This window comes from Sphingobium sp. JAI105 (assembly GCF_015752145.1).
Lineage (GTDB): Bacteria > Pseudomonadota > Alphaproteobacteria > Sphingomonadales > Sphingomonadaceae > Sphingobium > Sphingobium xenophagum.
Window position 1 is genome coordinate 1663349 of sequence record NZ_JADOUC010000001.1, and the last position, 20980, is coordinate 1684328.

Below are 20980 nucleotides of genomic sequence, written 5' to 3' on the forward strand. Positions count from 1 at the left end.
CGAACCTTGCTTTTATTGAGGCATCAGGCGTCCCTTCACTGCGACGCTTTATGGAGATGAGACGATGAGCAACGCCGCCCTTCATGTCGCCCGCACCGGCCTCGATGCGCAAAACACCAAGATGCGCGTGATCGCCAACAACCTGGCGAACGTCAACACCACCGGATTCAAGCGCGATCGCGCCGATTTCGAAACGCTCGCCTATCAGCAGATGATTGCGGCGGGCGCCAATTCGGACAGCGAAAACAAGTTCGCAACCGGCCTCAACCTTGGCTCCGGCGTGTCGTTGCAGGGGACGAGCAAGATCAACACGCAGGGCACGCTGACCGAAACGGGCAATGCGCTCGACATGGCGATCGAAGGGTCCGGCTTCTTTCAGGTCCAGCGCCCGGATGGCTCCATCGCCTATACCCGCGCAGGCAATTTCAGCGTCACCGCCGAAGGCACCGTCGTCACCAGCGACGGCCTGCCGCTGATCCCGCAAATCACCGTGCCGGAAGGCGCGACGTCAGTGACGGTCGGCAATGACGGCACCGTGTCCGCGACGCTCCAGGGTGAAGCGACGCCGACCCAGCTTGGCCAGATCGAACTGGCGACCTTCATGAACGCAGCGGGGCTTTCCGCGATCGGCGGCAACCTGCTGGTCGAAAGCGCCGCCAGCGGTACGCCGCAGGTCGGCGTCGCGGGCCTTGAAGGACGCGGATCGATCCGGTCGGGCAGTCTGGAAACGTCGAACGTCAATGTCGTCGAGGAACTGGTCGACATGATCGAGACCCAGCGCGCCTATGAGGTCAACAGCAAGATGATCAAGGCGACGGACGAGATGCTCCAGTACGTCAACCAGAATATGTGATCGGACTGATGCGCACCCTCCTCATCGCCTTCACCGCCACATCACTGGTCGCTCTAGCCGCCTCCCCTGCGCATGCGGGCAAGAAGCGCGATACCGAGCGCGCACTCTATGCGCCGACCGTGGTGGCGCAGCCGGTCGCGCCGCCATCCAATGGTTCGATCTTTCAGGCATCCATGGGCTATACCCCCCTGACCAGCGGCGCGCGGGCGACGGCGGTGGGCGACATCATCACCATCGTGCTGGTCGAGCGGACGCAGGCGACCAAGAGCAACAGCGCCGACACCAGCCGCGACGGCAATCTGGGCCTGACCCCGCCATCGACCGGCCTGCTGTCCAAGCTGTTTTCGGCCAGCGACGTCGCCATGGGCGGCCAGAACGGCTTTAACGGCAAGGGCGGGGCAACCCAGTCCAACGCGCTGTCGGGTGAGATTACCGTGACGATCGCGGCGACATATCCCAATGGCACCATGCTGGTGCGCGGTGAAAAGGCGCTGACGCTCAATCGCGGCGACGAATTCATCCAGATCAGCGGTCTCGTCCGCCAGGCCGATATCGGCCCGGACAACCGCATCGCATCGACCCGCGTGGCCGATGCCAAGATCATCTACACCGGCAAGGGCGAGATCGCCCGTGCCAGCAAGCAAGGCTGGCTGCAGAGTTTCTTTTCAAAGATCAGCCCGTTTTGATGGAGCGTTTCGTGATCCTAGCCTCGCGCCTGACCTTCATCCTCCCCTTCAAGGGGAGGTGGCTGGCCAACGGCCAGACGGAGGGGTGTCGCCCTATCGTTGGCGGGACACCCCTCCACCACGCCCTGCGGGCGCGGTCCCCCTCCCCTTCCAGGGGAGGATGGCATAGCCGCATTCTCCTCGCGCTGATCCTCCTGCTGGCCTCCTTCGCCGTGCCCGCGCAGGCGGAACGGGTGAAGGATCTGGGCACGTTCCAGGGCGTTCGCCCCAACCAGCTGACCGGCTATGGCATCGTCGTCGGGCTGGCTGGCACGGGCGACGACAGCCTGCAATATGCGACCGAGGGCATGAAGGGCGTGGTTTCGCGCTTTGGCCTGACGCTGCCGCAGGGGATCAATCCCGCGCTCAAAAATGCGGCGGCCGTGCTGGTCACCGCCGATCTGCCCGCTTTTTCCAAGCCCGGCCAGCGGCTGGACATCACCGTGTCGGCGCTGGGCAAGGCCAAGTCGCTGCGCGGCGGCACGCTGATCCTGACGCCGCTTCGCGGTGCGGACAATGAAATCTACGCCATGGCACAGGGCAACCTTGCCGTCGGCGGTCTGGGCGTGTCCGGCGCCGATGGCAGCCAGGTATCGGTCAACATCCCCTCGGCCGGGCGCATCCCCGGCGGCGCGACGGTAGAGCGCGCAGTGGCGACCGGGTTCGATACCGCGCCCACGCTGACCTTCAACCTTGCCGAAGCGGACCTGACCACGGCGCTGCGCGTAGCCGACGGCATCAACCGCGCCTTTGGCGATCGCCGCGCCCGCGCCATGGACGCGGTATCCGTGACGATCGACGCCATTCCGGGGGCGGAGGACCGCATCCTGATGATGGGCATGATCGAAAATATCGAGATTTCGCCCGCCGATGCACCAGCCAAGGTCATCGTCAACGCGCGTACCGGCACGGTCGTCATCAATGGCGCAGTGCGTATTCATCCCGCCGCCGTCGCGCACGGCAAATTGACCGTCAGCGTCAATGAAAGCCCGCGCATCGTCCAGCCCGCGCCGTTCAGCCGGGGCCAGACAGCGCAGGAAGAGTCGAGCAACATCAGCATCGACGAACAGAAAAAACCTATGGTTAATTTTAAAGGCGGGGCGTCGCTGGCCGATATAGTCAAGGCGGTCAACGCCATCGGGGCATCTCCTGCCGACATGGTCGCGATCCTGGAAGCGCTCAAGCAGGCGGGCGCAATGAAAGCGGAACTGGTGGTATTGTGATGCAGATCAGCGCGACATCCTCCGCAACCGCCCCGTCGGGCGCTACGCCCGCGAACAAGGCCAGTCTGGAAAAGACCGCGCAGCAGTTCGAGGCGATTTTCCTGCGCCAGATGATCGGCGCGATGCGATCCGCCAGCCTGGCCGAGGGCATTTCCGATTCCAGCGCGACCGAGCAGTTTCAGTCGATGGCCGATTCGCGCACCGCCGACGCCATGGCGAGCGGCAACAGCCTGGGCATCGCGCAATTGCTGATCAAGCAGTTCGGCGCCAAGCCTGCGCCTGACGCACCCGCCGGGACGACCGCGCCATGAGCGACCTGTTCATCATCGGCGCTTCGGGCACCCGCGCCTATCGCACCGCGATGGCGGCGATTGGCGAGAATATCGCCAATGCCAGCACCGATGGCTATGCCCGCCGGTCCGTGACGACGGCCGAATCCGGCGCGTCCACCTCCACCATGGTCATGTATGTGTCCAAGGCGAATTTCGGCGGCACGCAGGTGACGAGCATCAATCGCGGCACCGACCCCTATCTGGACGCCACGGTGCGGCTGACCGGCATGGGGCTGGGCAGTTCGACCGCGCGGCTGCGCTGGCTGAGCGACGCTGAAAATGCGCTCAATGACACGGGCACCGGTATCGGCGCGCTGATGACCGGCATGTTCCAGAATATGGAAAAGCTGGCCGCCAGCCCGTCCGACACATCGCTGCGCGTCACCACGTTGGACAGCATCTCCCGCGTCGCGCAGGCCTTCAACCAGACCGCCGCGGACCTGGAAGCCGTGTCAGAGGGCATTGCGACCGAAGCGCAGGCGTCGGTCAGCACGGTCAACCGTTCGCTCGAAGCGCTGGCCGACATCAACAACAGCCTGTTGCGCGCGCAGCCGGGCACATCTGCTTATTCGCAGTTGCTCGACAGCCGCGACGCCGCCTTGCAGGACCTGACCGAAAATCTGAACGTCACGATCAGCTTTGGCGCACATGACAGCGCGCAGATCAGCTATGGCGGGCAAACGCTGGTACAGGGCAATGTCGCCGCCAGCCTGGTGGCGAACAGCAACGCCGACGGCACGCTGGCCCTGACGCTGGCCGACGGCACGGCGCTCGCCACGCCAGCCAATGGCGCGCTGGGCGGCCTGTTTTCCGCCGCCAGTACCGTCACCAACCGCCGCGCAAGCCTCGACACGATTGCCGGGCAATTCGTCACCGACATGAACGCCTGGCACGCGCAGGGCGTCACCGATGCCGGCAATGCCGGCGCGGCGCTATTATCCTATGGCGGCAGCGCGGCCAGCGTCGCGGCGTTGATCACCGATCCGGCGGAACTGGCCACCCGATCATCGAACGGCACGTTGAACGGCAACCTGCTGACCGTCACGTCCACCCTGCGTGGCAATGGCAGCGTCGAACAGGCCTGGACCGCGCTGATCGCCACCCATGGCAATCTGCTGGCGGCGACAAAGTCGGAAAACACCACGGCGCAAAGCCGCAGCGACCAGGCGGTCGCGGCGCGCGAAGCGGTGAGCGGCGTCGATCTGGACATGGAAGCGGCCGACCTTCTGCGCATCCAGCAGGCCTATTCGGCCAGTGCCAAGATCTTGCAGGTCGCCAAGGAAACCATCGATTCCATCCTTCAGATTCTCTGAGCCGCGAAAGGGCTGAGCCATGGTAGGTATCACCAACAAGATCATGCTCGCCGAAATCCGCCGGCAGCAGCAATTGTCGCAGAATATCGTCGACGGACAGACCGCCATTTCCACCGGCGTCACGCTGAACAAGCCGTCGGACGACGCGCTCGCCTGGGTGCAACTGTCCGACGTGGGCCGGGCGCAGGCGCAGCAGTCCGCGTGGCAGACCAATATCAGCTATGGCAAGACCCGCGCCGCCAATGCCGAAGCCAATCTGGACGAGGTCAACAATCTGTTGACCCGCGCGCAGGAACTGGTGTCGTCATCCCGCAACGGATCGGTCAACGATACCAGCCGCGTCGCGATCTACGAGGAAATGTCGACCATCCGCGCGACCATCAGCGAACTGCTGAACCAGACGGACTATCAGGGCGTATCGGTTTTCGACGATCAGCAGAGCGTGCTGGTGCCGGTCAGCCGCGGCCTCAACCTGGCCGTGGTTGCGACGAGACAGGAAGTTTCCGAAGGGATCGACGTCAACGGCACGCCGATGTCGATCGACGACATGCTGGGCCAGAGCATCGCCGCCCTGCAAAGCGGGGACGACGATGCGGTTGCGGCGAGCCTGGACGCGATGAAGATCGGGCAAAACCATATCACGGTGGAACTGGCGCGGCAGGGCGTGCGCAGCAACCGGCTGGATGTGGTCGGCGACCGGCTGACCGACATCGACCTTGATCTGACCGAACGGCGCTCCGCGCTGGAATCGACGGACCTGACCGAAGTCATTTCCAATGTGAAGGCGCAACTGATGCAGCTGGAAGCCGCGCAATCGGCCTTCGCCCGGATCAACCAGCGGACATTGTTCGACCTGATCAGCTGATCCGACGAAATTAAGTCGTCGTCCTAAACCGGACGCTAACCAGTCCGTATTAACCAGATGACAGGGCGTCGCATGGGACGCCGCCGGGGGCGAAACGCCGCCGGATCGTTTATATCGGGGAATTTCGCATGTTCGCAGCCATCGGACTGGTCGTCCTGCTTGTCATGGTGTTTGGCGGCTTCGCCTTCACCGGCGGCGATCTTGGCCCGGTGCTTCACGCGCTGCCGCACGAAATGCTGATCATCGGCGGCGCGGCGGTCGGCGCGCTCATCATCGGCAACAGCGGATCGGACCTCAAGGCGCTGGGCGGTGGCCTGGGCAAGGTGTTCAAGGGCGCCAAGTACAAGAAGCAGGATTTTCTGGACTGCATCTTTCTGGTGAGCAAACTCATGAAAACGCTGCGGGTCGAAGGACCGGTGGCGCTGGAGCCGCATATCGAAGACCCTTCGACCTCCACCATCTTCACCGAATATCCCAAGCTGATGAAGGACAAGGCGCTGATCCACCTGATCAGCGATACGCTGCGTCTGGTCGTCATCTCGTCCGGCACGCTCGATCCGCATGCGGTGGAGGAGGTGATGGATAACAGCCTCAAGACCCATCATCATGAAGCGATCAAACCCGCCGACAATCTTCAGGGGCTGGCCGACGCGCTGCCCGCGCTCGGCATCGTCGCGGCGGTGTTGGGCGTGGTCAAGACCATGGGGTCGATCGACCAGCCGCCCGCCATTCTGGGCGCAATGATCGGATCGGCGCTGGTCGGCACCTTCCTTGGCATTCTGCTCGCCTATGGCATGGTCAATCCCTTCGCCAACCGCTGCCGGTCCGTGATCGAGGCGGACGGGGCGATCTACCATGTCGTCAAGCAGATCATCATCGCATCGCTGCACGGCCATCCGCAGCCGCTGGTGATCGAGGCGGCCCGGTCCGGCCTGACCCATGCCAACCAGCCCGGCTTTGCCGAAGTGTTCGACGGCATGCGGGGCAAATAAGCCATGGCGGAAAAAAAGCGCGGCGCGAACGAGCCGGAACCCCGGCCAATCATCGTCAAGAAGATCATCGTCGATGGACATGGCGGCCATCATGGCGGCGCGTGGAAAGTCGCCTATGCCGATTTCGTGACCGCGATGATGGCGTTCTTCCTGCTGATGTGGCTGCTGGGCGCAACCACCGAAAAGCAGCGCAAGGCGCTGGCCGACTATTTCACCCCGACGCTGGTCGAGCTGAAAATGGCCTCGGCGGGCTCCACCGGGCTGATGGGGGGCGACAGCATCACGGGCAAGGAAAACTACCCGACCACCGGCGGCCAGGGCAACCTGTCCATCACCATCCCGCGTGACGCGACCGGCACCAAGGATCAGGGCGGCAAGGCGATGCGCGCCGCCGATCGGCAGAAGTTCGAATCGATCAAGAAGGATCTGGAAGCGCGCATGGCGCGGCAGAAGGGCATGGCGAAGCTGCGCAAGAATGTGCGCTTCACCGAAACCCGCGAAGGGTTGCGCATCGACCTGATCGACGAAGCGGATTTCGCGATGTTCGCGATGGGCACCGACCGGCTGGTACCGCAGGCCCGCGCGCTGATCAGCGAAGTCGCGACCGTGCTGCAAACCATGCCCAACCCGCTGATCGTGCGCGGCCATACCGATGGCCTGCCCTATGCTTCGGGCCGGACCATGAACAACTGGCTGCTGTCATCGACCCGCGCCGAATCGACGCGCAAGGCGCTGGCCGACAGCGGCATCCCCAACAATCGCTTCGCCCGGATCGAAGGCGTCGCCGACCGCGAACCCTTTATCAAGAACGACGCCTATGACCCGCGCAACCGGCGCATGTCGATCATCCTGGGCTGGACCCGTGGCGGCAACAATGCGGACGATGCGGATATGGACGCGGAAACCAGGGCGGCGATCAAGGAACGCGACGACCCGACCCGCGTGGCGAAAAAGGCGGCGCAGAGCCTGGACATGGGCGGCACCGGCCTGCCCGGCGGCGCGACGCTGCTGAACCCGACGGCGCCTGGGACTTCGGGGAAGCCGGGGAAGCATTGAGGACGAGGGGTAGCGAGAGGGAGTGGGGAGCGGAATGGCGGAATTCGGATGAGATTGCCCGAAAGCAGACGTTTCTATTGTCGAAGGGTTTCGGGCGCCGGCAGGCGTACGAAAGTCTTACATGTACGACCCGCGGGGCCTCAGGCGCTGGGCTATGGGGATTTCGGATCGGTGTCGGTCCGCGCAATGGCACCATCGCTGGTTTTGGGCGATCCGTGCGGACCATGCGGACGACAATTTGCCCGGATCAGGCAGTATGGTCGGTGCCGACACGCATCATTCCGGTTATGTATGGCGGTATCGACGATGCGTGGCACGAGCGTTACCGCTTCCAGCCACGGTGCTTGGGCAGGATGCATATAGGGCAGGCCATGCCGGATCATGGCGCGAACTCCGGGATACGGATCGGGATGTTTGGCGGTGCCCGCGGCTGTTGCCAGCGCTCGAAGGTCTCGATGATAATCATGTGACCGCCACAGCAGGGGCAAGGAGGACGCGGATCGGCGGGTTCATCGGGTACAGGCTCGTCAGGCGGCGCGGCAACCTCCAGCAAGGATCGTGCGCGAGCGAGGTTAGCTTTGCGGCCCGAGCTGGCCAGCAGGCCATAGTGGCGGATGCGGTGAAAGCCGCGCGGAAGAACGTGCGCGAGGAACCGGCGGATAAACTCGTCGGTGGCAAGCGTCATGATACTCTGGCGTTCGGGTCCGTCGCGACGATAATCCTTGTAACGCAACGTGACGCCGGTCTTGTCGAAGGCGATGAGCCGCCGGTTCGAGATAGCAACCCGGTGGGTATAGCGGGACAGGTAGGCGAGCACTGCTTCCGGGCCGGCAAACGGCGCTTTTGCATAGACTACCCATCGCACCTTCCGAACTGGAGCCAGATGACGCAGGAAGGCACGCCGTTCGGTGAGCGATGCCAACGATCCAAAGAAGGCGAGCTTTCCGGCGTCGTAAAGCTGGATCAGTCGGTTGAGGAACAGGCGGCGGAACAGCTTGCCCAGGACGCGGACCGGCAAGAGGAAGGCGGGGCGCGTCGATATCCAGCGCGTTCCATCAAGCGCCATGCCACCGCCTGGCACGACCATATGGACATGAGGGTGATGCGTAAGCGCAGAGCCCCATGTGTGGAGCACGGCGGTGATCCCGATCCTGGCGCCCAGATGCTTGGGATCGGCAGCAATGGTCAGCATCGTCTCCGACGCTGCCTTGAACAGCAGGTCATAGACCACCGCCTTGTTCTGGAACGCGACGCTGGCGATCTCTGCCGGTAGCGTGAAGACGACGTGGAAGTAGCCAACCGGCAACAGATCGGCCTCCCGCTCCGCCAGCCAGGTGCGCGCAGCCGCGCCCTGGCACTTGGGACAGTGCCGGTCGCGACAGCTGTTATAGGCGATCCGCCAATGCCCGCAGTCCTCGCAAGCCTCGACGTGACCGCCAAGGGCTGCGGTGCGGCAGTTCTCGATCGCCGTCATCACCTTGAGCTGGGTGAGGCTCAGATGTCCGGCATGGGCGGCACGATAGGCCGGTCCGGCGGCACGGAAGATATCGGCGACCTCGAGCGAGGTGCGCAACGGCTCAGCCGTCTGGCGCCGCCTGTGGAGCCGGGAGCATAGCCAGCTTGTCGAGCGGGCTGATGACAGCGCGCGCGGTTCGGGTTGCAACCTTGGTGTAGAATGCCGTGGTCTCGAGCTTCGCGTGCCCCAGCAACGCCTGGATGACGCGGATGTCTACGCCATCCTCCAGCAAGTGCGTGGCAAAACTGTGCCGCAACGTGTGCGGGCCGACCTTCTTCGCAATGCCAGCCGCCTGCGCGGCCTCGGCAACGATCCGGTAGAGATGGCGCGTGCTGATCGGCTTCATCTCATGCTGTCCGGGGAACAGCCAGCCATCGGCGTGCATCACGCCCTGCTGTCGTCCGACCTTCCACCACTCACGCAACAAGACGAGCAGGTCAGCCGGCAGGATCGCGTTGCGATATCGCCCGCCTTTGCCGCGCTCGACGCGGATCAGCATACGCTCGCTATCAATGTCGCGGACCTTGAGCATCGCAACCTCGGCCACGCGCAGCCCGGCACCATAGGCAACCGAGAGCGCAGCCTGATGCTTGAGACTGGTGGTTGCTTCCAGTAGCCGCGCGACTTCATCGGGACTGAGGACGACGGGTAAAGAGCGCGGATGCTTGACGGTATAGAGCTTGCGAGAAAGATCGGGCCGATCAAGCGTATGCGTGAAAAAGAAGCGCAGGGCAGCGACGATGCTATTCATCGTCGGTACGCCTAGTCCCGCTTCTCTCTGATCGATCTGGAACTGACGGAGGTCTTCCGCCGTCGCGGTATCGGGAGGGCGGCCGAGATAAGCGGCAAGGCGCGCGACGTCCCGGACATAGTTGCGCTGCGTCTCGCGTGCGTATCGGCGCATGTTCATATCGTCGATCATGCGCTGGCGCAGCGATCCAACAGGAACTTCAGAAATAGCGTTGATCATCGTTCGACTCCTTGGTTGAAAGGAGTCTCGATGTTGTGCCTACCTCGCTCGGGCCTCAACCAAGGCGCCACGCCAGATCGTCAAGGTCACTTTGATCCAGCCGCCCATCCCGCGCCAGCGGGTTCGTACAAGTACAGGCTGGCGACGGCCTCCTTCACAATTTCTGCTTCCATATCCTCCGTATTCGTATTGGTGTAGGCTTCCATCCTCCAACGGCCATCCAAGTAATGTTGGCCAACGGGCTTTTCGAGAAAGGTCACAATTTCTCTCAATTCCGCTTCTGAAAATTCCCAATTGAGATGATCTTCGTATGCCTTTTGGTATAATGGTTGCCGCTTCGCATACGCAGCTTTGAGTGCTTTGAAGCGGACATCAAACCCGCCGGTGACGCTCTCCGTTAATACCTCGCCCGAACGAGCTTCCCACATTGGTCCGCCGGGCATCGCATAACGTCCAAGAAAACTCCCCGTATCAAGCTGGTCTTGCAGTCCAATAGCGTGCAAAAAACGCTTAATCAGTTGACGTTTTGAGGGGTTAGGCGGTTCTTCAATTTGCGCTGACGGGGTGGTTTGTGATGGCATTGGCTCTGCTCCAAACGCGTCCCCGTGTATGGCGATTGCTGCCATCAAGCTAAGCAAAAATATCTTCATAGTAAGATCGTGCCAGAGGCAGCTTTCGTCTGCAAATGGGATGCTGGAACACTGGGATGAACAGCACAAAATGGTCGTTATCCCCCCCTCTTATCCCTCTCCCTTGAGGGAGAGGGATGCGCAGACTTGGCAGCTTGCTGCCTGGTCGAAGCTGGGAGAGGGTGTCGCGCTCTCAAGGCGGCGTGCGCCACCAGCGTCGATCCCCCTCATCCAACTTCGCCGAGACAACTTCATCGCCAAGGCCTCGTATCCCTCTCTCCCAAGGGGGGAAAGGAGCCTTGCTTCGCGCTGCCGTCATCCACCCGGCGCACAAAAAAAGGGGCCGTTTTGGCGGCCCCTTTTGTCTCTTTCGGCTTTGCGTGTGATCAGCGTGGCGGCTGGGCGCCTGCTGCGCCTTGCTGTTGCTGCATCATCTGCTGCATCTGCATGATTTCGGCGCGCGACTTGAAGTCGTGCAGTTCGACGTCGAAGACCAGGATCGAACCGGCGGGAATCGGACCTGCGGCCTGATCGCCATAGCCAAGCTGCGGCGGGATCCAGAGGCGGTATTTGCCGCCCTTCTTCATCTTTTGCAGGCCTTCGGAGAAGCCGGGGACGACGCCGTCGATCGGCATCGGCGCCTGCGGATTTTCGTCGAACACGGTGCCGTCGAGCAGCGTGCCCTTATAGCCCACCAGCGCCACGTCGGCGGTGGTCGGGCTGGGACCAGTGCCTTCTGCCAGCACCTTATATTGCAGACCCGACGGAGTGGTGATCACGCCTTCAGCATCGGCATTCTGCGCCATGAAGGTAGCGGGCGAGGCTTTGACGCCCTGCTGCCCGGCCCAGGCCAGACCACCAGCCGCCAGCGCAAGCGCGGCGACACCAATCCAGAGGCGCGTCAAAGACCCCCTGGCGATAGGACGAAGGGGAACGGCCGTTGTGGACATGGCGACGCTTCTCGCAATTCAAGGGCAGGCAGGCAGCAGGAAAGCGGGACGGCACGGGCCGCCCCGGCGGCGCTTACTTCGCGCCGTCGCGCTCGGCGCGCTTGCGATCCATCTTGCGGGCGCGGCGCACGGCGGCGGCCTTTTCACGGGCGCGCTTTTCCGACGGCTTTTCGTAGTGACGACGCAGCTTCATTTCGCGATACACGCCTTCACGCTGCAGCTTCTTCTTGAGCGCGCGGAGGGCCTGGTCGACATTATTGTCGCGAACGATGATCTGCATAAGTCCGTCAATCTCCAATCGAAAACGAGCCTTTTGCCGGGATTTTTCAATCCGTCCCGACAGCCCGTCGCAATAGCAAAGCCTGTGAGTCGTCGCAGGTCACCCTACGCCGTGTGGGGCGCGCCCTACCAGCAGAGTCGCAGCAATTCAACCCTAAAGCCCGCACTATGGACTAACGGGCGCGGAAAGCGGATAGTCCTGACCATGATATAAGAGAGGATCGCCCATGGCCAGCGCCGCAAAACGCCCCGATATGTCTGCCGCCGAATGGGAGGCGCGCCAGCAACTGGCCGCCTGCTACCGCATATTCGACCATATGGGCTGGTCCGAGCTCATCTATAACCACATCACCGTGCGGGTGCCCGGGGAGGAGAGCGCCTTCCTGATCAACCCGTTCGGCCTTGGCTATCATGAAGTGACCGCGTCCAATCTGGTCAAGATCGACATTGACGGCGCGGTGCTGGATGGCAGCCCCTATCCGGTCAACCGCGCCGGATTTGTCCAGCATAGCGTGTTCCACCGCCATCTGCCCGACGCCCATTGCATCATCCACACCCATACGACGGCGGGCATGGCGGTGAGCGCCACCGCCGAGGGACTGCGCCCGATCAGCTTCTATGCCGCCGCCTTTGCCGGGCAAATCGCCTATCATGATTTTGAGGGCGTCACGATCCGCAGCGAGGAGGGCGAGCGGTTGATCGCCAATCTGGGCGACAAGCGGGTGATGATGCTGCGCAACCATGGCACGCTGGTGATGGCGCAGAGCCTGCCAGAGGCGTTCCTGAAACATTGGCTGCTCCAGCGCGCGTGCGAGATTCAGGTGGCGGCTGGCGCGGCGGGAACGCCGGTGGAACTGAGCGCGGAGGTGATCGCGGTGCATCAACGCGATCTGGCCGGGGTGCAACTGCCGGTGGGGCCGGGCGTGCCGGATTTCCAGGCGATGGTGCGGCTGATCGACCGGGTGGACGGGAGCTGGCGGGATTAAGCCCCTGCTCCACGGGCTTCACGGCGGCGGGCAGTTGTTCCCCTCATCCGCCAGCCGTCGCACCTCTTGCGCCGCGACCTGGGCCAGCCAGGCGCGGCGTTCGGCCTTGTCGGCATTTTCCTCCGCCAGCTTGCGCGCGGCCTGCGCTTCGTTGCGCTGCTGCACCGCCATGCGGGCATAGGTGAAGGCGGCGATCGACAGGCCGCTCAGCAGCAGGATCAGCAGGAAGGCGAAGGTGCCAAGCGCCACGGCGATGCGGCGGCTGCGGCGCTGGTCGCGGCGGTAGAGGCTGGCATAGGGGGTGCCGAGCAGCCCGGCGATCAGCTTGAGCTTGACGATATTGCGGTCGTTTTTCTGAAGGTCGGGCGCAAGCGGTTCGAGCGGTTGGGTGCGATCCAGTTCACCCTTGTCATCCAGCGCGAACAGCAGGGGCGCGGGGAAACAGTCCGTGTCGGGATCACCGGGCTTGCCCGCCGCAATCAGCGCGAACACCGGCGCGTCCGGATTGATCGTCTTGAAGCTGCGAATTTCCTTGTCGACCCAGACCGACCGGGCGGCAGTGGGCGAGCAGATGACGATCAGCGCGTCGGATCGGGCAAGCGCGCCCAGCAATTTGGGGCCGAGTTCGGCTGCGCCCGCCAGTTCATCCTCATCGCGGAAAATCGGTCGCAGCCGGGCGGGGATAGGGCCACGATCGCCCTCCGACCCGACCAGCGCCTTTGGCACGCGATAATTTTCGATCGCGCGGTGGAGCCAGCGGGCGACCTTCATGTCGGCATGGCTGTAACTGATGAAGGCGGCATAGCGCCCCGCCCCCGCCCCGCCCACCAGCGCGGTCAATTGTTTGGCCAAGTCCGCGCCGCCGCTCAGCACTGGCTTTCCAACGGCCGTGGCAGTATCCACGGGAATGGAGATTATCTTGCTGAAAGGGTTGGACATGAAGCGTAAAATCCTAGTCGCAAGCGCTGCGATGATGCTGGCACAAAGTGGCGCGATGGCGCAGCAGGCCGCGCCCGCCGCCCAGCCCGCCGCAGTCAAGCCCGCCGATCCGTTCGCGCAGGCGATTGCCGCGCGGCAAGTGGCCGACTTCGCCCGGCGCGAGGGTGATCCCTATGCGATGCTGACAGCCGCACGGATGCTGAAGCAGGTGCCGATGAGCGATAGCGAAGCGGCGGCGGGGGACGAGGCGGCCTTTTCCCCCGACGCGCTGTTTGCCGAGGCCAAGGCGCTGGCCCGTGACGATCAGGCATTGCTGTTGCAGATTCGCCTGTCCCAGTCCGCGTCTGGGCGCGGGGTGATGGCGTCGGCGTTCGGCAAGGGGCTGGTGCGGCGGGTACAGGACGTCAATCCACGCAACGCCTATCGCTTCACCGTGACCGCCAAGGGTGGCGAGCCGCTGCGCATCGGCGCAATCGGCGACATCGGCACCAGCATGTATATCCGCTTGCTCGATGCGTCGGGCAAGCAATTGTGCCTGGACGACAATGCCGATTACGCGCCGGTCTGCGCGGTGACGCCCCGCGCGTCGGGAGAATATCGCATCGACATCGGCAACAAGAGCGCGGCCAAGAGCCGGACGGTGATTTTGAGCAATTGACCGGACGGGCGCGACAGGCATCGCGTCAGTTGCCGGTATAAAGCTCGCCGATCGACAGGCTCGCCTGCCCCGGTGACTTGGCCAGCAATTCGCGGATCGGCGCGACCAGCCAGTTGGCGGCGCGCTGATTTTCGACCGTGCGCAGCAGGACGCGGAAGGCTTCCGGCGGCTGGGGCGTCACCAGGGCCACGACATGGTCCGCGCCATAGGGAGCGATGACCTGACTTTCGAGGACCGGCAGCGACTGGCCGGGGGCGAGGCGACCGTCGCCGTCCGACGGCGCGACCGGGAAAAGGCGCTGGACCGTGCCGTCCGACGCTATGTTGAACACAGTGGCATATTGTGGCGCGGCGACACGCTGGCCGTCCGCCTGTAGCGCCAGCGTGACCGGCGCGCCGGACGGATAGCGCGCGCCATTGTCGAGCGGACCGACGACCAGCCGGGCGCGCTGTTCGGACAGGAGCGGTCGCATCGCTTCGATCGCGGCCCATTTGTCGATGACGCCGCGCAGCTGCGGCAGGGTTTTGACATTTTGCGCGACCATGTCGCCCGTGCGGCGGAGCATGACGTGGCGGACATTGTCCCAGACGAAATCCGCGCCTTTGCCATCGATCAGGACACGCCAGGGATGGTCAGCCCCGGCGACGCTGGCCCGCGCCTTCACATCAGCGACGTAGAGGCCGGGCAGCGGCGGCGCGACCGGGGGCGCGGGCGGCGGCGGCACGGTGGCGAACAGCCCCTGCCCTTCGCGGCCCGGCGGGATGATGATGCTGCTTTCCTGCCGCTGGCCGCTCAACATGCGGACCTGGACATTGAGATAGGTGCCCAGTTCACCGATGGTCAGCTTGCCATCGCCATCCTGATCCGCCGCCATGCCCCTGCCATCGGCACCGGGCGTGGTCAGCCCCTGTTCGAAAGACCATGTGAGGAAACCGCGTGTCGGCGCGCCTTCGACCGGCAGGGCATTTTCCCATGCGATCTGATCGTCGCGGGCAGCGCCGATATAGAACAGGTTGGGCAGATCCTCCCGCGTGGCGGTGAGCGCCGCACCCTCGACCGAAGCCAAGGTGCTGGCGAAACGCGGCGCGGGGCGAGAGCCCAGTTCGACGTTGCGGCCACCCAGCGTCAGGCGCGGGGTCATGCCCATCGCGCGCGGATCGACCGATCGGTGCAGCGTGCCCGAATGGCAGGTGTCCGCCATCATCAGCACCTGCACGCCGCGCGGCACGTAGAGGGCCAGCCAGGTGTAGAAATCCTTGTCGACGATGAAGCGTTCAGCGTCCTTGCTGTCAGGATCGAAACCGGGAAGCGGCAGGAACTGGTCGGTATCGCCGTCTCGCGTCCCCTTCACGCTGGCTTCGGCCAACGCGCCATGGCCGGTATAGTAAAGGAATATCCAGTCGCCCGGTTTGGAACGTAGCCCCAAAGCATGGAGCGCGGTTTCGACCGTGGTCCGACTGACACCTTCATTGCGCAATATTGTGACATCGCTGGCGCCCTGGCCGCGAATCACTGTTTCCATCGCTGCAAGATCATTTTCAGGACCAGCCAGATCCATGATCTGGGACGAGTGGAACTGCCATGCGCCCACCAATAGGGCGCGGGTTTCGGCTTTAGCGAGCGAAGGAGATACCATTATTGTGACAAAAGCGGTTAATACTGTTGCCCAGAGTCCACGAAGCCCCTTCCCCACTTGGGATCTCCCGCGATTTTTTGTTGCCTGTTCAGTTATTACCCCATAATCTCATAATGGTTTGGGGAGCAATAACTATATCATGACACGGGGTGGGACGATGATAATAGTCAGAAGCTTCTTAACCATTGCTGCGGCGGGGTTTTTGTTAGGATCTTCCTGCGCCGCGCTGGCGCAGGCCAACCCGCCCGCGACACCGGCGCAAGGCGGGGCGGGCGACGCGACCGATGGCGCTGCCGGGCGCGGCGTGCGCATCCTGCAACCCGAAGCGTCCCCCGCGAATATCGTTACGAATGGGCAACAGGCTACTCCTGCCAATGCGTCACAGCCGGTCGCCCCTCCCGCGGCCAATGCCATCGCGCCGGCAAAGCAGCGCCCGACCGCCCCGGCCGGCGCGGGACCAGTCCCGGCGCGCGCGCCGGTTCCGGTTCCTGCCGTGCTAAAGTCGTGCGACCGTCCTTTTGCCAAACCCACCCTTCGTTTTGCCAACCCGGCCCGGTTCGACCGCGCGCTCAAAGGCGCGCTGCGGCGGGGCAAGACGGTGGTGGTCGATATCGAGTCGCCCTATCCGGTCGCCAATGAAGCGCCCGCGCCGCTGGGCGCCTGGCTGAACGAGGTCGAAAAGAGCGGCGGCATGGTCACCGTCAGCCCCTATTGCCAAAAGGGTCGGGGTTTGGGGGGCTTCCTTGTCAAGCTGTTCGGCGGCGGCCCGGCTGAACCCTATAAGGCCGCGCGCGCCTACGACGCGGTGCTGCATGTCGATTCGGTCGACCAGATCGTCACTCAAGTAGAATTCGCGCCGCGCAAGGCATCCAAATGACCCCACGCCCCGTTTTGTTTACCGCGCTCCTGTTCCGCGCCATGGCAGCGCTGAGCCTGTTCGTCGCGCTGCTGGCTGGTGGCGGCGCGGCGCAAGCGGCGGACGAACCCCGGCTGGCGCTCGTGATCGTCAATGGCGCGTATCAGTCCTTCGACAAGCTGGCGTCCACCTATGCCGATGGCGACAAGATCGCCACCGCGCTCAGCGCGACCGGCTTTGTCGATGCGCGCGGCGAAGGGCCGGTGCAGGTGCGGCGTGACCTGTCGCGTGAAGCGATGCTGGCCGCGATTGCCGATTTCCGCGCGAAGCTGACCGCTGCCGGACCCAAGGCGTTCGGCATGCTCTATTTTTCCGGCCATGGCGCGGCGCTGGGCAGCTATGGCGACGTCATGCTGCTGCCGGCGGATGCCGGGCGCGACGTGACGGCGGAAACGGCGACGCTGACCCGCGCGGCGCTGACCCGCAATCTGCTGGGGTCCGGCGCTAAAACGATGCTGATCGTACTGGACATGTGCCGGAACGTCCTGGCCGCGCCGCCGCCGTCACTGGCGCAGATGATCGCCGACCAGACCGGGGTCGAAACGAGCGCCGTGGGTGAACTGGCCGGGAGCAAAGGTCTGCGCCGCATGGTGCGCGCGCCCGCCGCCGCGATCCGGCCCGATCAGGGTTATCTGGTCGCCTTTTCCACCAGCGCGGACCAGTTCGCGTTCGACGACGGTATCTTTTCCAAGGTGCTGGCCGAGGAAATCCGCCGCCCGCAGCAGAATATCGCCGACGCCCTGAAGCGCGTGTCCGATCGGGTCGCGCTGTCATCGGGCAAGAATTTCCAGAAGCCGACCTTCGACTATGGCCTGCAAGGCGCGCCGCCCTGCTTCATTTCGTGCGACCGGGCCGCGAATGACCGATTCTATGATTGCGCCAACTGCCCATGGATGCGCGCCATCCCCGCCGGCACCACGCCGTTCGGGTCGCCAGCGTCGGAACCGGGGCGCGGCAGCGACGAGCCGGTGCAGGCCGATGTCCGGATCGAACGGCCCTTTGCGATCGGCGTCTATGAAGTGACGATCGCGGAATGGAATGGCTGCGTGCGCGACAATGCCTGCGCGAAGCTGGGCAATTGGGCGAAGGAAAATCCCAACCCGCTGATCCCCGCGACCGACATCAGTTATGAGGATGCGCAGGCGTTCCTGGCATGGCTGACCGTCAAGTCAGGCCGCACCTATCGCCTGCCGACGGAAGCGGAATGGGAATATGCCAGCCGGGGCGGCGCGCCGACCGCTTTCCCCTGGGGCGACGATATTGCGCCGAGCCAGGCCAATTATGACCATACCGCCCGCTATCGCGGATCGGACACCGCGCCCTATCGCGGTTATCCCGAAAGCGTGAACGCCTATCCCGCCAACGCCCTGGGCCTCAATCAGATGCAGGGCAATGTGTGGGAATGGACATCGGGCTGCACCGACCAGTCGTGCCGGATGCGGGTGATCCGGGGCGGATCGTTCGAAAGCGCGCCCGACGCGCTACGATCGGCCAACCGTTTCACCGTGCCGCCGACGAAGCGACGGCAGGATGCAGGGCTGCGGGTCGTGCGGGATCTGGACCCGGACGAGATATTCGCCGCGTCCTGACAATTTTTCATGTAGGTTTGGCACCGGACGGGGAAACCGGTGCCGCAAAGGGGGTAAGAGAATGAGAATATATCTGGCGACGGCAGCGCTGATCGCGATTGTGCCGGGGATGGCGCAGGCCGCGCCCTATCTGGCGACGGTGGGCAGTCCCAACAGTCTGCAACATAGCGCGGTATCGACGGCGCTGAACCTGAATGACCTGGACTATGATGACGATCCGGACACGCCGGGTTTCGACATGGAGGGGGATGCCGACACGATCGGCGCGGCGATCACCTATTGGGGCGCCTATGGCAATGAAGGCCAGCGCTATGAGCTGCGCTATCAAAAGGCGCTGCGGCCATTCGAGGGCAGCCGCGCCCGCGTGCTGATCGACCCGGTATTGAACGTCCTGCACGTCAACAATGGCGCGACCGCGACGATGGGGACGCTGTCCACCGGGATCGAGATACCGGTCCAGCCCAACTGGCTGATCACCCCGCGTGTCGCCTATGGCGTGACCGACGCGGGCGCCTTTTTCGGATCGACCAGCAGCGACCTCATTACCCTGTCGGCCAGCAGCCGCTACAAGATCGCACAGGTCGGACGCGGCGACCTGACCATCGGCAATATGATCGGCTGGTCGACCACCACCGATTGGGGGCTGGGGCGCGATCCTGCCTTCTATCTGAAGGAAAATGTCTTCACCTTCCGCAACGGGCTCGCCTATCAATTGCCATTCAAGGGACGGATGTTCGGCGGGCGACAGGGATCGCTGCGCGCTAGCTATACCTGGACCAAGCTGACCGACGATCCGCAATCCTATGAAAATGTGCATGAAGCGGCGCTGAGCATCGGCGTACGTACCCGCGAAGCCGAGCAGAAGAGCAAGGCGGAGCAACTGCGCATCGGCCTGATCTACACCCATGGCACCAGCAGCTTTTCGCACGATTTCGATTATGACGCGGTGACGCTGACCATCGGCTATCGCTTCTAGAACCAGAATTTCGGGAGGAACGGGTGATGACACGTCGTTTCGTCACATGGGGCGGTCCGGCATTGCTGGCGCTCTGTGCCGCGGGATCGTCCGCGCAGCAGGGCAATGACAGCCAGTTCATGACCGGCGCTGAACCTGTTTCTCCCGAAGATTATGCCAAGCTGCCCAAACAGGGGCGGTTCCGCGCCTATCTGCCCAAGCGGGTGGACCTGTCCAATGCCTATCCTCCGCCCGGATCGCAGGGACCGCAGCCCAATTGCGTCGCATGGGCCACCACCTATGCCGCGCGCACCTTCCTGAATTTCCGCGACAAGGCTGTGCAGCCGGCCACCCCTGCCGACCAGATGAGTCCGGCCTATGTCTATAACAGGCTGCGTCCGGCCGGATCGCCATGCGCGGGGACGATCAGCATCGTCCAGGCACTGACATTGCTCAAGAATGAGGGGACGGTCAGCCTGGCCGACTTTCCCGACGACATGACCAAATGCGCGATCCCCGCGCCCGAAGCGCTGAAGGCCAAGGCGGGCAATTACCGCCTGCTCGACTGGCGCGCGGTCGATCGTGAAGTCAAGGACGACTGGCGCACGCCGATCATCCTGGACGATGTAAAGGGTGCGCTGGCGCGCGGCGCGCCGGTGATATTCGCCATGCCGGTTTCTGCCGATTTCAAGGCCCATCGCGGCGATGGCATCTACAGTCGCGCGGAAAAGCCCGAACATGCCAGTTATCACGCCATGGCGATCGTGGGCTATGATGAGGAGCGGCAGGCGCTGCGCATCATGAACAGCTGGGGCCCGATCTGGGGTGACAAGGGCTATGCCTGGATCGACTATGAAACCTTCCGGTTGCTGACGGGCGAAGCCTATTCGCTCGAAGCGCCGGTCGTGCCGGTCGCGCCCGGTGCGCCGACACCAGCGCCCAAGAGCGCGGCGCAGATACTGCGCGAACAGGCCGCCGCCATGCCATGCGGCGGCGTCAGCGTGAAAGGCGGCGCGGTATCGGGCTTTTCCGGCGACCTGAACGCCATTGCGGCGCTGCGCGAGGCGGCGTCGAAGGCGGACCCGAATGCGAAGTTCGAGGTGCGCCATCTGCCGTGGCCGCAATGCGAGGCGGCGCTGACTCTGGCGGCGCCGCTGGCCCGCGCGGGAACCCGGATCGCGGCGCTGACCGAGGCGGGCGCGCCGCGGGACGGCGATCCGGTCACGATGAAGGAGAATGAGATTTTCGGCGTCAGCGCCACCACCACGGCGGCGCGGCCCTATATCAGCATCATCTACCTCCAGGCCGACGGCAGTGCGGTGGAACTGCATCGCGGCCATCCCGAACCCGACGGCAAGGGGGTGCGGCAGGTGATGATCGGCCTGTCCAAAACCGCGCAGCGCTATGCGGTCGCCCCGCCCTTCGGCCCGGAGATGATCGTCGCGCTGGCGTCCGACAAGCCGCTGTTTGGCGATGATGAAGTGATCAATGGCACCGAACGGCAATTTTTGACGCGGTTGCGCGCCAAGCTGGTCGGCCAGTCCGGCGACGGCGTGTCCGCCGCCTTCGTCCGCCTGCATACCAGCAACTGATCCTGG

The 20980-nt window shown here is 63.9% G+C and carries 21 protein-coding genes; 14 read left to right on the plus strand and 7 right to left on the minus strand.

Translation table 11 applies throughout. The features are described 5' to 3' along the window. The first annotated feature begins 64 nt into the window (after positions 1-64). The 8 genes from flgG (at position 65) to IWY39_RS08005 (ending at position 7359) form a co-directional block, all read left to right on the plus strand. Positions 65-853 (plus strand): flagellar basal-body rod protein FlgG, encoded by a 789-nt coding sequence (gene flgG, locus IWY39_RS07970; protein ID WP_017182998.1) that lies wholly within the window; start codon positions 65-67, stop codon positions 851-853. Between the two features lie 8 nt (positions 854-861). After that, positions 862-1539, plus strand: coding sequence for a flagellar basal body L-ring protein FlgH (locus tag IWY39_RS07975; protein WP_107124473.1), 678 nt, complete (start codon positions 862-864; stop codon positions 1537-1539). Between the two features lie 173 nt (positions 1540-1712). After that, entirely contained in the window at positions 1713-2801 is a 1089-nt protein-coding gene (locus tag IWY39_RS07980) for a flagellar basal body P-ring protein FlgI (RefSeq protein ID WP_107124472.1), read from the plus strand. Then, complete coding sequence (locus IWY39_RS07985; protein WP_019053028.1) at positions 2801-3112, plus strand: rod-binding protein; 312 nt, start codon at positions 2801-2803, stop codon at positions 3110-3112. The genes IWY39_RS07980 and IWY39_RS07985 overlap by 1 nt, the downstream gene beginning before the upstream one ends. Next, entirely contained in the window at positions 3109-4446 is a 1338-nt protein-coding gene (gene flgK, locus IWY39_RS07990) for a flagellar hook-associated protein FlgK (RefSeq protein WP_107124412.1), read from the plus strand. Before IWY39_RS07985 ends, flgK begins: the two co-directional genes overlap by 4 nt. Positions 4447-4465: 19 nt before the next feature. Continuing rightward, positions 4466-5311 carry a flagellin gene (locus IWY39_RS07995; protein WP_017181938.1) on the plus strand — a complete coding sequence of 282 codons (846 nt, stop codon included), beginning with the start codon at positions 4466-4468 and terminating at the stop codon, positions 5309-5311. Positions 5312-5439: 128 nt separating this feature from the next. Next, positions 5440-6303: a flagellar motor stator protein MotA gene (motA, locus tag IWY39_RS08000; RefSeq protein WP_017181939.1), complete on the plus strand. Its 864-nt coding sequence runs from the start codon at positions 5440-5442 to the stop codon at positions 6301-6303. A gap of 3 nt (positions 6304-6306) precedes the next feature. Beyond that, positions 6307-7359: a flagellar motor protein MotB gene (locus IWY39_RS08005; protein ID WP_017181940.1), complete on the plus strand. Its 1053-nt coding sequence runs from the start codon at positions 6307-6309 to the stop codon at positions 7357-7359. A 379-nt stretch (positions 7360-7738) separates the two neighbouring features. Here the strand turns inward: IWY39_RS08005 and IWY39_RS08010 are convergent, their stop codons facing one another. From IWY39_RS08010 to rpsU, 5 genes are all read right to left on the minus strand, one after another. After that, the gene (locus IWY39_RS08010) at positions 7739-8932 is read right to left on the minus strand and encodes an IS91 family transposase (RefSeq protein ID WP_107124411.1); all 1194 of its coding nucleotides are present in this window, start codon (positions 8930-8932) and stop codon (positions 7739-7741) included. Between the two features lie 4 nt (positions 8933-8936). Next, positions 8937-9845: a tyrosine-type recombinase/integrase gene (locus IWY39_RS08015; protein ID WP_107124410.1), complete on the minus strand. Its 909-nt coding sequence runs from the start codon at positions 9843-9845 to the stop codon at positions 8937-8939. A gap of 86 nt (positions 9846-9931) precedes the next feature. Further along, the gene (locus tag IWY39_RS08020; RefSeq protein WP_145169743.1) at positions 9932-10495 is read right to left on the minus strand and encodes a DUF2059 domain-containing protein; all 564 of its coding nucleotides are present in this window, start codon (positions 10493-10495) and stop codon (positions 9932-9934) included. Positions 10496-10860: 365 nt separating this feature from the next. Further along, a complete protein-coding gene (locus IWY39_RS08025; protein WP_026002186.1) occupies positions 10861-11424 on the minus strand; it encodes an FKBP-type peptidyl-prolyl cis-trans isomerase in 564 nt (187 codons plus the stop codon). 73 nt (positions 11425-11497) lie between these two features. Next, positions 11498-11704, minus strand: coding sequence for a 30S ribosomal protein S21 (gene rpsU, locus IWY39_RS08030; RefSeq protein WP_006957190.1), 207 nt, complete (start codon positions 11702-11704; stop codon positions 11498-11500). A gap of 226 nt (positions 11705-11930) precedes the next feature. On the opposite strand from rpsU, the gene IWY39_RS08035 reads away from it, so the two are divergent. Next, entirely contained in the window at positions 11931-12689 is a 759-nt protein-coding gene (locus IWY39_RS08035; RefSeq protein ID WP_107124408.1) for a class II aldolase/adducin family protein, read from the plus strand. A gap of 18 nt (positions 12690-12707) precedes the next feature. Here the strand turns inward: IWY39_RS08035 and IWY39_RS08040 are convergent, their stop codons facing one another. Then, positions 12708-13592 (minus strand): toll/interleukin-1 receptor domain-containing protein, encoded by an 885-nt coding sequence (locus IWY39_RS08040; protein WP_261375977.1) that lies wholly within the window; start codon positions 13590-13592, stop codon positions 12708-12710. Between the two features lie 34 nt (positions 13593-13626). Between IWY39_RS08040 and IWY39_RS08045 the strand changes: the two genes are divergently transcribed. Next, positions 13627-14286, plus strand: coding sequence for a hypothetical protein (locus IWY39_RS08045; RefSeq protein WP_229380607.1), 660 nt, complete (start codon positions 13627-13629; stop codon positions 14284-14286). A gap of 25 nt (positions 14287-14311) precedes the next feature. Here the strand turns inward: IWY39_RS08045 and IWY39_RS08050 are convergent, their stop codons facing one another. Next, a complete protein-coding gene (locus tag IWY39_RS08050; RefSeq protein ID WP_229380606.1) occupies positions 14312-15922 on the minus strand; it encodes a caspase family protein in 1611 nt (536 codons plus the stop codon). A 202-nt stretch (positions 15923-16124) separates the two neighbouring features. On the opposite strand from IWY39_RS08050, the gene IWY39_RS08055 reads away from it, so the two are divergent. The 4 genes from IWY39_RS08055 (at position 16125) to IWY39_RS08070 (ending at position 20974) form a co-directional block, all read left to right on the plus strand. Beyond that, positions 16125-16799 (plus strand): hypothetical protein, encoded by a 675-nt coding sequence (locus IWY39_RS08055; protein ID WP_107124404.1) that lies wholly within the window; start codon positions 16125-16127, stop codon positions 16797-16799. Beyond that, positions 16796-18427 carry an SUMF1/EgtB/PvdO family nonheme iron enzyme gene (locus tag IWY39_RS08060; protein ID WP_107124403.1) on the plus strand — a complete coding sequence of 544 codons (1632 nt, stop codon included), beginning with the start codon at positions 16796-16798 and terminating at the stop codon, positions 18425-18427. Before IWY39_RS08055 ends, IWY39_RS08060 begins: the two co-directional genes overlap by 4 nt. A 61-nt stretch (positions 18428-18488) precedes the next feature. After that, positions 18489-19403, plus strand: coding sequence for a hypothetical protein (locus IWY39_RS08065; protein WP_017181947.1), 915 nt, complete (start codon positions 18489-18491; stop codon positions 19401-19403). A 26-nt stretch (positions 19404-19429) separates the two neighbouring features. Beyond that, entirely contained in the window at positions 19430-20974 is a 1545-nt protein-coding gene (locus tag IWY39_RS08070; protein WP_107124402.1) for a C1 family peptidase, read from the plus strand. The last annotated feature ends 6 nt before the right edge of the window (positions 20975-20980 follow it).

Excerpts from the sequence above, each read along its gene's own strand:
- flgG (WP_017182998.1), top strand. The coding sequence starts at position 65 with ATGAGCAACGCCGCCCTTCATGTCGCCCGCACCGGCCTCGATGCGCAA.
- IWY39_RS07975 (WP_107124473.1), top strand. The coding sequence starts at position 862 with ATGCGCACCCTCCTCATCGCCTTCACCGCCACATCACTGGTCGCTCTA.
- IWY39_RS07985 (WP_019053028.1), top strand. The coding sequence starts at position 2,801 with ATGCAGATCAGCGCGACATCCTCCGCAACCGCCCCGTCGGGCGCTACG.
- flgK (WP_107124412.1), top strand. The coding sequence starts at position 3,109 with ATGAGCGACCTGTTCATCATCGGCGCTTCGGGCACCCGCGCCTATCGC.
- IWY39_RS07995 (WP_017181938.1), top strand. The coding sequence starts at position 4,466 with ATGGTAGGTATCACCAACAAGATCATGCTCGCCGAAATCCGCCGGCAG.
- motA (WP_017181939.1), top strand. The coding sequence starts at position 5,440 with ATGTTCGCAGCCATCGGACTGGTCGTCCTGCTTGTCATGGTGTTTGGC.
- IWY39_RS08005 (WP_017181940.1), top strand. The coding sequence starts at position 6,307 with ATGGCGGAAAAAAAGCGCGGCGCGAACGAGCCGGAACCCCGGCCAATC.
- IWY39_RS08015 (WP_107124410.1), bottom strand. The coding sequence starts at position 9,845 with ATGATCAACGCTATTTCTGAAGTTCCTGTTGGATCGCTGCGCCAGCGC.
- IWY39_RS08020 (WP_145169743.1), bottom strand. The coding sequence starts at position 10,495 with ATGAAGATATTTTTGCTTAGCTTGATGGCAGCAATCGCCATACACGGG.
- IWY39_RS08025 (WP_026002186.1), bottom strand. The coding sequence starts at position 11,424 with ATGTCCACAACGGCCGTTCCCCTTCGTCCTATCGCCAGGGGGTCTTTG.
- rpsU (WP_006957190.1), bottom strand. The coding sequence starts at position 11,704 with ATGCAGATCATCGTTCGCGACAATAATGTCGACCAGGCCCTCCGCGCG.
- IWY39_RS08035 (WP_107124408.1), top strand. The coding sequence starts at position 11,931 with ATGGCCAGCGCCGCAAAACGCCCCGATATGTCTGCCGCCGAATGGGAG.
- IWY39_RS08045 (WP_229380607.1), top strand. The coding sequence starts at position 13,627 with ATGAAGCGTAAAATCCTAGTCGCAAGCGCTGCGATGATGCTGGCACAA.
- IWY39_RS08050 (WP_229380606.1), bottom strand. The coding sequence starts at position 15,922 with ATGGTATCTCCTTCGCTCGCTAAAGCCGAAACCCGCGCCCTATTGGTG.
- IWY39_RS08060 (WP_107124403.1), top strand. The coding sequence starts at position 16,796 with ATGACCCCACGCCCCGTTTTGTTTACCGCGCTCCTGTTCCGCGCCATG.
- IWY39_RS08065 (WP_017181947.1), top strand. The coding sequence starts at position 18,489 with ATGAGAATATATCTGGCGACGGCAGCGCTGATCGCGATTGTGCCGGGG.
- IWY39_RS08070 (WP_107124402.1), top strand. The coding sequence starts at position 19,430 with ATGACACGTCGTTTCGTCACATGGGGCGGTCCGGCATTGCTGGCGCTC.